The 13,334-nt window shown below is 39.1% G+C and carries 14 protein-coding genes; 8 read left to right on the top strand and 6 right to left on the bottom strand.

The window, feature by feature from the left end; translation table 11 throughout:
* Positions 1-356 precede the first annotated feature (356 nt).
* On the top strand, positions 357-1,313 hold the full coding sequence (locus tag IM793_RS21520; RefSeq protein WP_193424934.1) for a lipid A deacylase LpxR family protein: 957 nt from the start codon (positions 357-359) through the stop codon (positions 1,311-1,313).
* Positions 1,313-2,422 (top strand): acyloxyacyl hydrolase, encoded by a 1,110-nt coding sequence (locus IM793_RS21525; protein WP_193424937.1) that lies wholly within the window; start codon positions 1,313-1,315, stop codon positions 2,420-2,422. The genes IM793_RS21520 and IM793_RS21525 overlap by 1 nt, the downstream gene beginning before the upstream one ends.
* Here the strand turns inward: IM793_RS21525 and IM793_RS21530 are convergent.
* From IM793_RS21530 to IM793_RS21540, 3 genes are read right to left on the bottom strand one after another with little or no spacing between them, the layout of a single operon-like run.
* Positions 2,419-2,778, bottom strand: a complete 360-nt coding sequence (locus tag IM793_RS21530) for a CoA-binding protein (RefSeq protein WP_121287823.1) — start codon at positions 2,776-2,778, stop codon at positions 2,419-2,421. The genes IM793_RS21525 and IM793_RS21530 overlap by 4 nt on opposite strands.
* A gap of 17 nt (positions 2,779-2,795) precedes the next feature.
* A complete protein-coding gene (locus IM793_RS21535; RefSeq protein ID WP_193424940.1) occupies positions 2,796-3,263 on the bottom strand; it encodes a DinB family protein in 468 nt (155 codons plus the stop codon).
* Between the two features lie 33 nt (positions 3,264-3,296).
* Positions 3,297-4,838, bottom strand: coding sequence for an NAD(P)/FAD-dependent oxidoreductase (locus IM793_RS21540; protein ID WP_193424942.1), 1,542 nt, complete (start codon positions 4,836-4,838; stop codon positions 3,297-3,299).
* Between the two features lie 591 nt (positions 4,839-5,429).
* On the opposite strand from IM793_RS21540, the gene IM793_RS21545 reads away from it, so the two are divergent.
* The 5 genes from IM793_RS21545 to IM793_RS21565 all read left to right on the top strand — a co-directional run bounded on the left by IM793_RS21545 (position 5,430) and on the right by IM793_RS21565 (position 8,426).
* The gene (locus IM793_RS21545) at positions 5,430-6,011 is read left to right on the top strand and encodes a LemA family protein (protein ID WP_132403466.1); all 582 of its coding nucleotides are present in this window, start codon (positions 5,430-5,432) and stop codon (positions 6,009-6,011) included.
* An 81-nt stretch (positions 6,012-6,092) separates the two neighbouring features.
* Positions 6,093-6,536 carry a TPM domain-containing protein gene (locus IM793_RS21550; protein WP_193424945.1) on the top strand — a complete coding sequence of 148 codons (444 nt, stop codon included), beginning with the start codon at positions 6,093-6,095 and terminating at the stop codon, positions 6,534-6,536.
* Positions 6,537-6,539: 3 nt separating this feature from the next.
* Complete coding sequence (locus IM793_RS21555; RefSeq protein ID WP_193424948.1) at positions 6,540-7,313, top strand: YgcG family protein; 774 nt, start codon at positions 6,540-6,542, stop codon at positions 7,311-7,313.
* A gap of 131 nt (positions 7,314-7,444) precedes the next feature.
* Positions 7,445-7,834, top strand: coding sequence for a hypothetical protein (locus IM793_RS21560; protein ID WP_193424950.1), 390 nt, complete (start codon positions 7,445-7,447; stop codon positions 7,832-7,834).
* 43 nt (positions 7,835-7,877) lie between these two features.
* Positions 7,878-8,426 carry an NUDIX hydrolase gene (locus tag IM793_RS21565; RefSeq protein ID WP_193424952.1) on the top strand — a complete coding sequence of 183 codons (549 nt, stop codon included), beginning with the start codon at positions 7,878-7,880 and terminating at the stop codon, positions 8,424-8,426.
* Between the two features lie 164 nt (positions 8,427-8,590).
* Here the strand turns inward: IM793_RS21565 and dnaA are convergent, their stop codons facing one another.
* The 3 genes from dnaA to IM793_RS21580 form a co-directional block, all read right to left on the bottom strand.
* On the bottom strand, positions 8,591-10,021 hold the full coding sequence (gene dnaA, locus IM793_RS21570; protein ID WP_121287815.1) for a chromosomal replication initiator protein DnaA: 1,431 nt from the start codon (positions 10,019-10,021) through the stop codon (positions 8,591-8,593).
* Positions 10,022-10,575: 554 nt separating this feature from the next.
* Complete coding sequence (locus IM793_RS21575) at positions 10,576-12,123, bottom strand: methylmalonyl-CoA mutase (RefSeq protein WP_193424954.1); 1,548 nt, start codon at positions 12,121-12,123, stop codon at positions 10,576-10,578.
* A gap of 153 nt (positions 12,124-12,276) precedes the next feature.
* Positions 12,277-12,807: a hypothetical protein gene (locus IM793_RS21580; protein WP_193424957.1), complete on the bottom strand. Its 531-nt coding sequence runs from the start codon at positions 12,805-12,807 to the stop codon at positions 12,277-12,279.
* Positions 12,808-12,899: 92 nt separating this feature from the next.
* On the opposite strand from IM793_RS21580, the gene IM793_RS21585 reads away from it, so the two are divergent.
* Positions 12,900-13,253 carry an iron-sulfur cluster assembly accessory protein gene (locus tag IM793_RS21585; protein WP_121287812.1) on the top strand — a complete coding sequence of 118 codons (354 nt, stop codon included), beginning with the start codon at positions 12,900-12,902 and terminating at the stop codon, positions 13,251-13,253.
* The last annotated feature ends 81 nt before the right edge of the window (positions 13,254-13,334 follow it).

Consider the following 13,334-nt stretch of genomic DNA (forward strand, 5'->3'; position numbering starts at 1 on the left):
TAGGAAAAAGTTTTACTGGGAGTTAAAACTTTTTAAGACGAAAGCTGTTTGTACACCCCACTCCCATTAAACTTACGAAGTTCCCTGCACCCTGCCATTAGAAACTTCGTAAGTTAGCACTGCCCTCCGCCAACTAAACCCGATTGCAGTGGTAGCTGCCGGCTTCACGCCGGCACTACAAACGGAAAGCGGGGACATACCTATATAGTAGCACAAAAACTGCTTTGCTGAAAAAACAATAGCATAATAGATACTAAATGAATAAACAAAACTTAACTAAGGATTGTGGTATCGATATTTTGAACAATAATTAATACTTTTATAGCCTTAATAAATCATCCAAACAAATGAAGTTGATGCTCAAATTATACTTTTCTCTGCTATTTATGGGCATAGCAGAAATCAGTTACGCGCAAAATTATAAAAATGAGCTTGTTATTATTTCCGAGAATGATGCTTACATTGATATTACCAGCGACCGCTATTATACAAACGGTGCCTTTATTAAATTTAGGCACGCTTTAAATGGTGAAAACCTGAAAACCGGGAGAAGCAAAGAGATTATTGGCTTTGAGCTTGGTCAAAAAATATATAACCCCTACTACAGCTTTGTACCAAACCCTGCTCTACACGACCGCCCTTTTACAGCCTACCTTTATGGAGAAGCAAATTATAGTCGTTTTTATAGCAATAAACAAATGCTAAAGGTTTCTGCGCAAATTGGAATTACCGGAAAAGATGCTTTGGGTGAAAAATTTCAAAAAGCATTTCATAAACTGGTTGGTCAAAACCAGATTGAAGGTTGGGAATACGGTTTAAAAAGTGAGCCGACATTGAACCTGGGCGCCGAATACAACAAACTTTTAATCACCACCAATAATAAGGTATTTGATGCTACGGGAACGGCTTCGGCTGCGCTAGGCAATGTAATTACAAAGGCCAATCTTGGCGCCATGTTCCGTTTAGGCAGATTTAACGATATGGAAGGCTCAACAGCTTTTAACAGTTTGGTGAGTAATAACAATAACTACAAAACTACGCGTAAATACGAACTTTTTCTTTCGGTTAGTCCGCAATTACATGCTGTTGCGTTTGATTCGAGCTTGCAGGGTGGTTTATTTAGGAGTGATAAGGGACCAATTACCTTTAAACCAAAACCTTTTGTTTTTACCACACAGGTGGGATTAACTTTCGCCATTGCACGCTGGACAGCCAACTACACCGCTACCTTTACATCTAACGAAGTTAAAAACAGCGCCACTGGCTACCGTTATGCCTATTATAGTCTTGCTTACCGTTTTAGTAAAAACTAATGAAACAAAAATTACTCACTTTTATTTTCGTGATTACAGGCTGGGCATTTGCTGAGGCTCAAATTGCTCCAGAAAACCATTCTATTATTTTTAAGCCTATATTTGGCACACACATCAATAATGATCAGGGACACTTGTTTCAGGATCAGATTACAGGATTTGACGCGGCTTATTTCAAGGAGATTAGCCAGAATAGTGATAAATGGATCGGATTTAGTGGTGCAAAATCTTACGGGATCGGTTTTATTTTCAGAGACCTAAGCAAATTAAAGGGGACAAAAGATAATTCGGAACATGCCTTTGGGCAGGTATATAGTTTGGTGGCTCAGATGGATTTCCAATTGTTTAAAATTGGAAAAACTAAAATTAATTTCACCCCAGGGGTTGGTTTAGGATACACGAATAAGTATTACTACAACAATACCAAAAACAGGTTTTTGGGAAGCCCCATTAATGAAACCATAAAAGCAGATTTAGGAATGGAGCTGCCAATGGGCAAATACACTGATTTACTTTTAGGTTTAGGTTTTCTACATGTATCTAACGGAGGGGCTACTGTTCCAAATGGTGGCTTGAATACGGGAAACATTTATGTCGGAATTAAATTAAACAACCCTAAAACATTAACTGCTGAGCAGAAAAGCACCTACACTACTTTGAAGCGAAATTCTATTGAGCTGAGTGCTGGCTTAGGTGCAAGGGGTGTATTTGCCAATAGAACTAAAAGTTTGTACAAAAGTGGATTATATGCCGGTTACAATTTTTACCTGAATGATGTCATATCGCTTAAAGCCGGTGCGGATGCCGTTTATTATTATACCGTATTTGACCCTAATAATTATGGGGATACTTTCCAGAACTATGGCACTTCTTACGACCGCTGGCGCACCGGGATCAGCATTGGCGCTGATATCAACCTATGGCGCATAACTGTTGCGGCACAGGTTGGGAAATACATTCACTACAATAGATTGATGGATAAAGCAAACTGGTACTGGACATTTGGACCTACATTTAATATTACACCACATATTGGTTTACAGGCAAAAACCTATATGCATTTTGCCCAGGCTGATTTTGTAAACTGGGGCGTGGTATACCGTTTTTAATATTGTCCGGTACTAAGCAATACTAAAGTACAGGCTTCAACAGGCTCTATATCATGCTGATCCAATAGCTTTTCCAATTCGTAATTCTCTGTCCCTGGGTTAAAGATTACCCGCTTTGGCTTGGTAGCCAGAATATAATCGTGGTATTGCGGCTGTAGAGCAGGACCAATATACAAAGTAATGGTATCAATATCATGGTGGATTTCTCCAGGCTTTTCAATTTCAATGCCTGCAACTTCTCCTTTTTTTATGCCAACATTGACAATATCATGGTTAAAGCGCTTAAGCATGTGGGCTGCTTTGTACGAATATCTTGAAGGATCTGGCGAGGCGCCAATAATCAAAGTCTTTTTCATAATGTGATTACAACAGATTAAAATTTAGACAATAAAGCAATCTGACCGGAATGATAGGCATGGTGTTGTGCAAGCCCGCTTACCAATTCAATATTGGTTACCCCTGTACCTAAAGCAGGATTACGCTCGTTCTTTACTTCATCATTCCATTGGTTGTCTTTCAGGCTTTCGCAAACACGGATCAGTTCTTCGTTCGCGATCTTAAAATCAAAGATAATGCGTTCCCAAGCCTGTGGTGTTCTTGCTTCAGGCTCGGGCCAATCGCCCCTTGCTGGTTCAGCAGCTGGTTTACCGGTTAATCTAGACGAAACTTCTTCTGTCCATGCGGTTAAATGCAGTGCAATTTCGGCTATCGAATGTGCCCCTGGTACTAAATGGTTAAACGCTTTTTCCGGATTTACATTATTCAATGTTTGCATTACATGATTGCCATGCCATGCATCACCATTGAAAGCTTTTTTTATTTCGTTCGTGATATTAAACATACCAAAACAACAATCGGTGCACTATAAAGTTTGTTAAAATGCATTCAATATCGCATTTGCACAGTTAATTCCATCAATTGCTGCCGAAACGATTCCACCCGCATAACCCGCACCTTCTGCACAAGGATATAAACCTTTTACCTGAGGGTGCTGATAAGTCTCTTTATCTCTTGGAATCCTAACCGGAGAAGAGGTTCTGCTCTCTACTCCTACCAAAATAGCTTCATTTGTGTAATAACCCTTAATTTTTTTGCCAAATAAAGGCAATGCTGCGCGCAAACTATCAGATACAAATTCAGGAAGGATATTATCCAGCATCGAACTTTTGGTACCAGGCAGATAGGAGTTCTTTGGTAAATCGATCGATAATTTATTGTTCACAAAATCGACCATACGCTGAGCAGGCGCTACCAGATTTCCGCCACCGGCCTCAAAAGCCATTTTTTCAATCTCCGATTGGAAATGCAACATTCTAAGCGGATCATAACCCTGGACATCATTTAACGTAACCTGAACGACTGTCCCCGAATTGGCGTAAGGATTATTCCTTTTAGATGGCGACCAGCCATTTACCACAATTTCATTTTCCCCGGTAGAACAAGGTGCAATAATACCTCCCGGGCACATACAAAAAGAAAATACCCCGCGGGTACCAACCTGCTCAACCAAACTGTAATAAGCTGGTGGTAAGAATTCCGAGCGGATATCGCAGTGATACTGGGCTGAATCAATAATTTCCTGAGGATGTTCAATCCGTACGCCTAAAGCAAATGGTTTTGCTTCAATCAGGATATTTTTACTGTTCAACAATTCATACACATCTCTTGCAGAATGACCAGTTGCCAGGATAATATCATCAGCTAACAACTTTTCTTCAAAATTGATCTCAATTCCTTTTACTTTTCCGAATTCGATCAAAATATCAGTCATCCGACTATCGAACATCACTTCCCCCCCAGCATTCAGGATCGTATTTTTTATAGAAGTGATAATATGTGGAAGTTTGTTGGTACCGATATGTGGACGGGCATCAATCGCAATATCTGGCTCTGCGCCATGATTTACAAAAACCTGGAGCACCTTATTAATATCGCCCCGTTTGTTTGAACGGGTGTATAGTTTACCATCCGAATAAGTTCCTGCGCCACCTTCTCCATAACAATAATTAGATTCGGTATTAACCAAACCTTGCTTGTTTATGGCAGCCAGATCTCTCCGTCGCTGTTTTACATCTTTTCCCCGTTCTATAATAATAGGCTTTAATCCATTTTCGATGCATTGCAAAGCAGCAAACAAGCCTGCAGGACCAGCGCCTATAATAATTACCGGTTTCGCTTCTTTTACGTTAGGATAGTTAATGGTATAAACACCAGGAATGGCTTCCTCATCAACAAAAACCTTTACCTGCAAGCGGAAAATCACTTTTCTGGAACGGGCATCTATTGATCGTTTTAATATCTCATAGCCTTTAATTCTTGAACCAGGTAATTTTAACGCTTCAGCGAGTTTCTGGTTAATCATCTCTGTTTGCTCTACCTCGTGCGGGAGCAGCGTAATTTCGATGTCTTTTTGCATATCATGTCAGGTTTTTATCCCGAACAGTACAAAGATAGATATCTGATAGCATATTTGATGATTTCAGCATATGAATAAAAACTATTAACAGACTAAAGTATATGCTTTTATGTTTTTTTGGAAAGCAATTGCAGTATTCATTGGAAACTACAGTCCCGCTCTCCCTCCTCCCGACGTAAAGTCGGGACCCGTTCGATCGGGTTTAATTAGGTTATTTTTCTGCAACTATGCCGGTTTTCCGTGCTACAGGCCCAGGTTTCTAGCCCCGATCGGAGCGGGCATCCCGATTCAAGCACCGGTTTATGTTATATTTTGGTGTGCTTGCTTGTTTCACAGGTTTTGTATCGGGATAAAGCAAAGAGCGGGACAACCATACAAAAAAGCGAAAAGCCCTGCGCTCCAAAACAAAAGAACAGGCTTATATACACAAATTACTTAATCAAAATATCCTGATTTTTCCTTGTTAAATTCAATGAGTAGGTTGTCAACCTGTCAGATAAATACCTAAACTGTAACAAAGGCATGCAATTTGATATCTAATTCGTAAATTGAATTAAAATTCAGTTTGATTAAAAAGACAAAACTATAAAAATGAAAAGATTAATATTTGGAATTTTAGCTGCAGTTATTGCAGTGAGCACTTTAAGTTCATGCGGATACAACAGCATGGTTAAATTGGATGAGAACGTTAAATCGAAATGGGGAACAGTACAAACCCAATATCAGAGAAGAGCAGATTTGATTCCTAACCTGGTAGCAACCGTAAAAGGTGCTGCTAAATTTGAACAGGGTACATTAACAGCGGTAACGGAGGCACGTGCGAAAGCTACGCAGATGACGGTTAACACGGATGATCTTTCACCAGAAAATATCAAAAAATTCCAGGCTGCGCAGGGAGAATTAAGTCAGGCATTGGGTAAATTATTATCCATTACAGAGAATTATCCTGAGTTAAGGGCTACACAACAATTCAGTGATTTATCGGCACAATTAGAAAGTACTGAAAACAGGATCACGGTTGCACGAAAAGATTTTAACGATGCAGTACAGGAATATAATGGTAAAATAAGATCGTTTCCTACCAATTTAACAGCCGGCATGTTCGGTTTTAAACCTAAAGGGTATTTCGAAGCTGATGCTTCAGCTAAAAATGCACCTAAGGTAGAATTTTAATTATTCTTAACACAACATATAAGGGTAGTGAGTGTTTAACTGAACATTTATTACCCTTTTTACTTCATATAAAATAAGCACATGTCGTTATTTTCAGATATTGAACAAGAAAGAATAGCAAACGCGATCTCCGATGCAGAAAAAGCAACTTCCGGAGAAATTAGGATTGCTATTGATAAACATTGCGCAGGCGATCCGTATGAAAAAGCCACCGAATATTTTGCTAAACTGGACATGGATAAAACAGCAAAAAGAAATGGTGTGCTGATTTATCTGGCACATGCCGATCATAAATTTGCCATTATCGGCGATGTCGGGATTCACCAGGTGGTACCTGAAAATTTTTGGGAAACAACCAAAATAGCGATGACTGCACATTTTGCAAAAGGAAATTTAGCCGATGGCATTATTGCAGGCGTAGCCTTGGCTGGAGAAAAACTGGCCTTGTTCTTCCCGCCTCAAAAAGGTGACATTAATGAATTGCCAAATGATATCGTTTTTATGGACAATCTAGAGCAGAAATAAGCGATGAAGAAAATATTCCTTATCTCGTTATTGAATTTATTATTCACTTTCGCCTTTGCACAGGATTTCCCAGAGAAACCCAATACTTTGGTTAATGATTACGCTAATGTATTATCAGCCGATCAAAAGCAGCAACTGGAAACTAAATTAGTGACCTTTAATGATTCGTCATCAACACAAATTGCTATAGCGATATTAAAATCAGTCGGCGATTACGACATAAATGAATACGCTGTAGAACTGGGTAGAAAATGGGGTGTTGGCCAAAGCGGCAAAAACAATGGCATTATGATCGTTGTTGCAGTTGGCGACCGAAAAATCTCTATTCAAACAGGTTATGGCTTGGAAGGTGCATTGCCCGATATTTATGCCAAGCGCATTATTGATAACGACATTAAACCCAATTTTAAAGCTGGAAATTATTATGCCGGCCTGGATGAAGCTACTACTTCAATAATAAAATATACCCGGGGCGAATATAAAAATGATAACCCAAAAGCTTCTTCAAAAAAAGGTGGCGGAGGTGGCAGTATTGTAATTATTATCATCATTGTCATCGTAATCATCATCATTATGCGAAAAGGTGGCGGAGGCGGAAGCGAAGTAATTGGCGGACGCGGGGCATCTAATGCGCTATTTTGGGCTATGCTGTTTGGAAGTGGCGGAGGCCGAAGCAGCGGTGGCTGGGGAGGCGGTTCTTCTGGTGGAGGAGGCGGTGGATTCGGTGGTTTTGGCGGAGGAAGCTTTGGCGGTGGCGGAAGCAGCGGAAGCTGGTAGTTTAGTCCATAGTCCATAGTCCATAGTCCATAGTCCATAGTCCATAGTCCATAGTCCATAGATTGGAAAAGATTTTGTTTTGAACGTTACAGAACATTTTAACTTTTCAACAACCTAACATTACAACAATAATGTACCGAAGAGATTTAATCACAGCAGAAATACAGAAACTTGCACAAGTTTTGGCCCGTATTATGGGCTTAAAATTAGAAGGCAAGTTGGCTGAAGCCAATCAGCTTTTTGAAGAAACCATGAAAGGTGGCTTTCAATTGCCTAAAGAAATTCTTGAAAATGAAGATCTTTCTGTTTTTGAAAACTGGTTAACCGAAGGCAACCTTCCTCCTGAAAAACTCGACTCGTTAAGCGAATTTCTGTATTATGAGTTAGGTGTGAGTCAGGATCGCAACCAAAGCATTGCACCAAAACTTAATTTAGTTTATCAATACCTGTCAGATCAGCACAAGATTGTACATTTGGTAAACTTGCACCGCCAGAAAACAATACAACAATACCTGAGCTAAGTGCCAAACGCATGGCGCTAAATAAAATAAACAACGTAAATAAATGATTATAGAAAAGTGGCAGAAACTTGCCTCTAAATATTTAGTACGCGAACAGTGGGCTACCTTGCGCGTTGATGAAGTGAAACTTCCGGGTGGCGTGATAAAAGATGATTATTATGTTTTAGAATATCCCAACTGGGTAAATGCGGTTGCATTAACAGAAGAAGGAAAAATAATTATGGTACGCCAGTACCGCCATGCAGCTGATATTGTTTCTCTTGAAGTTCCGGGCGGTGTAATTGATGGTGATGAGGCTCCAGAATTTGCCGTTAAACGTGAGCTTTTGGAAGAGACCGGTTACATTTTTAAAACCTGTAAGTTTATTGCCGAACTTTATCCCAATCCGGCAACCTCAGATAACAGAACCTTTACCTATTTCTTAACAGGCGGCATTAAAACCCATGAACAGCATTTAGATGAACATGAAATTTTAAATGTAGAAGAATATACTGTAGACGAGGTAAAACAGTTCATCAAGGAAAACAAAATAGCCCAGGCACTACATGTTGCCGCTTTATACTACGGCTTAGCAGAACTGGAAAAACTTTAGAAGTTCACATTGAAATACGAAGTTTCTTAATTGCAATGGCCCCAAAAAGTAGACTTTCCAGGGCCATTGCATAAAACCTAGCCTTTATTAATTTGCATAAACCTTTGAACATGAACGAAAGGTTTTAATTTAAACCCTTCTACCTTTCTATTCCTGAACCGGTTTTAGCTCATTTTTAATTTCTTTTGGATATCGTGTACGTAAGCTTTAAACTTCTTGTCGGTATCGATTAAATCTTCTACGGTTTGGCAAGCATAAATTACGGTACTATGATCACGTCCACCAAAGAAAGCACCAATTGTTTTCAATGATGATTTAGTATGGCTTTTAGATAGATACATCGAAATCTGACGTGCCTGAACAATTTCGCGTTTACGTGTTTGCGATTTTACCATATCAACAGGAACCTCAAAATACTCGCAAACCAATTTCTGGATGTATTCCATTGAAATTTCTTTTGAAGTATTTTTGATAAAGTTCTTCAACATCTGTTTAGCCAGGGCTAAATCGATTTCCTTCTTGTTCAAAGTAGCCTGTGCCAAAAGAGATACCATAGCGCCCTCTAACTCACGTACGTTGTTATCAATGTTGTGCGCAACATATTCTACCACCTCGCCTGGTAACTCAATACCATCAGCATACATTTTCTTTCTTAAAATAGCGATACGGGTTTCCAGATCAGGAATCTGTAAATCTGCAGATAGACCCCATTTAAAACGGCTTAATAAACGCTCTTCCAAACCGGCTAAATCTTTCGGTGCTTTATCAGATGTTAAGATTACCTGTTTGCCCGACTGATGCAGATGATTAAAAATGTGGAAGAAAATATCCTGTGTTTTTTCTTTACCTGCAAAGTTGTGCACATCATCCATGATGATTACATCCATTGCCTGATAAAAGTTAACGAAATCGTTAATGGTGTTGTTTTTTAAGGAATCTACAAACTGCTGACAGAATTTCTCACAGCTTACATAGATCACCAACTTATCTGGCATGCTGCGTTTAATTTCGTTACCGATTGCCTGTGCCAGATGCGTTTTACCCAAACCTACTCCGCCGTAAATCATTAGGGGGTTAAAAGATGTGCCACCTGGTTTAGCTGCTACAGCGTAACCTGCAGAACGCGCCAAGCGATTACAATCTCCCTCAATGTAATTTTCGAAAGTATAGTTAGCGTTTAATTGTGGATCAACATTTAATTTTTTTAATCCCGGGATAATAAATGGGTTTTTAATATCCTTATTAATGGAAACCGGAATCGGCATCGATTGTACCTTTGCCTCCGCTCCATTTCCATTTGAGGGCATATTGGTAGTATAAGGATTACCGCTGTTTGATGATTTATCTACAACGATGTTATATTCCAACCTGCCATCCTCTCCAAGTTGTTTTTTTACAGTCTTGCGCAGCAAGCCCACATAATGTTCTTCAAGCCATTCGTAAAAGAACAAACTTGGCACCTGTATAGTTAAAACCTTGCCTTCCAATTTAAGAGCCGTTATTGGCTCGAACCAAGTTTTGAAACTTTGGCTCGGAATGTTATCCTTAATAATTTGAAGACAGTTCTTCCATACTTCTGTACAAGTTTTTTCCATTGCGATTTCTATAATTTATTGGTTTACAGTACCTATTCGAATTAAAGGGATGGTCCGTTTAGGGACTACGAATATTGAGAAAATTATCAACATTTTAAACAAAAATCTCAAATAAATCGTAACATACTGATAAGGAATATAGTAGCCCAGTTAACCTCAATTTTTTATGTTGATAACTATTTATTAACACTGGTTATCCACATTAACTATCATTTAATACCAACGCCCCCAATCATCACTTCGAATAGCTGTTGAAAAAGCAAAATCCAAGCCATTTTAAGCACTAGTTAAGCGTTTTAGCCTTTTTTAATCCGAATAACCTGTAAATCAAAGCCATAAGATGAATAAATAATATTAATTGAGGTCGATCGCCCAAATTGTTTTCGTATTATTTCATTATACTTTGTTTTTGTATGAATTTTACTACAGTTTAGCGCATAATTTTGATTTTAATGAAACAAGATATCTATTCATTTTTATGATCAATAACCAAAAGCAGAACACCTTTAAATCTCAATCTGAATAAAGCACAAGAATCAGGGTATTTAAGTTACCTAATAAACACCAAAAGTATTTCTAAACACATCTGCAATTTCGCCAAGGGTGGCATATTTTTCAACGGCATCGATAATCAAAGGCATGAGGTTGGCTTCACCTTTGGCAGCTTCGCTTAATTGCTGAAGCGCTTGCTCAACCGCAACCTGATCGCGGATTGATTTTAGCTCATCAAGCTTTTCAGATTGTAGCTTGCGGATCGAATCATCAATATTAAATACCTCCGTTAAACCTTCCTCCTTCTGTGTAAACTTATTTACACCTACCGAGATCCTTTCGCCGCTTTCGATTTCTTTTTGATATTGATAAGCTGCACCAGCAATCTCATTTTGCATATAGTCGCTTTCGATGGCATTAACAGAGCCACCCATAGCATCTATCCTATCAATATAGATCCAGGCAGCTGCTTCAACTTCATCTGTCAGGCTTTCTACAAAAAATGATCCGGCCAATGGATCTACAGTATCGGTAACACCACTCTCGAAAGCAATAATCTGCTGGGTACGTAAAGCAATCTTTGCTGCCGATTCTGTTGGAAGTGAAAGTGCCTCATCGTAGCCATTAGTATGTAAAGACTGGGTTCCGCCTAAAACCGCAGCCATAGCCTGATTGCTTACCCTGATCACATTATTTAGTGGTTGTTGTGCAGTTAAAGTCGAGCCTCCGGTCTGGGTATGAAACCTTAACATCTGCGCTTTTTCATCTGTAGCTCCCAAATCTTTTGTAATTTTGGCCCACATCCGTCTTGCTGCCCTAAACTTGGCGATTTCTTCAAAGAAATTGTTGTGGCAGTTGAAGAAAAACGACAATCGTTTCGCAAAGATGTTAATATCTAAACCTTTATCTAAAGCAGCTTTTAGATAGGTCTTGCCATTAGCCAATGTAAAGGCAAGTTCTTGCACAGCAGTAGAGCCAGCCTCACGAATATGATAGCCAGATATGGAAATGGTATTCCATTTAGGCACTTCTTTGCTACAAAACTCAAAAATATCGGTAATTAAACGCATTGATTGCTTTGGCGGATAGATATAGGTTCCCCTTGCAGCATACTCTTTTAAGATATCATTCTGTATTGTACCCGAAATCTGCTTTAAATCTGCGCCTTGTTTTTTGGCGAGTGCAATATACATGGCCAGTAAAATCGAAGCCGTTGCATTAATCGTCATCGAAGTTGTAATGTCTTTCAGCTCAATACCATCGAATAAAATTTCTATATCCTTTAACGAGTCGATAGCTACACCAACCTTGCCTACTTCGCCATCAGCCATTTCATGATCGGAGTCGTAACCAATTTGCGTTGGAAGATCAAAAGCAACAGATAATCCTGTTGTTCCCTGAGCCAATAAATAATGATAGCGTTTATTTGATTCTTCAGCAGTCGAAAAACCAGCATACTGCCGCATCGTCCACAAGCGACCTCGGTACATATCCTTCTGGATCCCCCTGGTAAAAGGAAATTCTCCGGGCAGTTCTTCCATTGGCTTCGCTTCGGTATAAAGCGCCTTTATTTCAATCCCCGAAGTAGTAGTGTGCTTTTTCTCGCTCATTTGGTTAGTTCATTTGTTCAGTGGCCATTGGTTAATTGGTCCAGTAATGGTGTGTATTTGGGTTAACTGCACTCGAAAGCTAATTATTGAAACTGGTTAATCGGTTAACTGAACAGATGACCAGCAATTGCGCAATCAATTAAAAGATTAACCTTAAAATAGCTTATGGATATCTTTTTTAATCAGCCCGATCGTTAAGTCGTATGGGTTTTCATCTATACTGGCCATGTGCTGTAAAATAGCTTTACTCAACACAATCCCATTTGCATCGGCTGGTAAACCTTGTACTGCATTATTAATCATGGCAATGGTATCGTCTTTTAATTTCCGTACCACACCCCATGTTACCCCATCTACATATAACTGTTGGGTGATGTTATGTTGATACTCTGATCGGATTTCATTTAAAATACCTGCTTGTAAAGTAGCTATGGCAATTCCTTGCTGATGCAGGCGAACAAGCAAATTAGCGGGGTTAATACGATCGATAAATATAATTAAACGTTCGTGCGCCTGTAAGCGTAAGGGTAAAATATGCGCCCGGCTCTCTTTATTCAGTTCAATATTTTTGAGGTCGAAAAATCGTTTAATATCGCTCTTTAAAATATAATAAACGGCCATTAAAGCAGCAAAAATGCCTGCAAATAAGGTCAATATATCAATCAAAATCTGTTGGGTATTCATAAGTATTGTTTAATTACGGTAATATTAACGAACCGTTAAAAGCAAAAATGTGCATTATTATTTATATTTGTAACAGATAAAATTTAAATAACATGAGCACAACAGTTGATACAGCATTTGCACCGGTTACTTTTTCTGAAGGAGCAACTAAAGAGTTATATAAATTAAAAGATCAGCAGGAGATCGGTGAGGATTACGGATTACGCGTTGGCGTAGAGGGCGGTGGTTGCGCTGGTATGAACTACGTTTTGGGGTTTGATCAGAAAAAAGATGGCGATCAGGAATATTTTATTGAGGGCATTAAAGTTTTCATGAATAAAGCACACCAGATGTACTTAATGGGCATGATGATCGATTGGCAGGATGGATTAAATTCTCGTGGTTTTACCTTCGTTAACCCTAATGCAACGAGCACCTGCGGCTGTGGCACGAGTTTCTCGGCATAAATAAAATATTATTGTAACATATAGTGCAGTCCCCTTGTCTAAACATCGGGACTTTTTTTATTTTTACAAGCTTTGCCCGCC

The sequence above is a fragment of the Pedobacter sp. MR2016-19 genome (assembly GCF_014947265.1).
GTDB lineage: Bacteria > Bacteroidota > Bacteroidia > Sphingobacteriales > Sphingobacteriaceae > Pedobacter.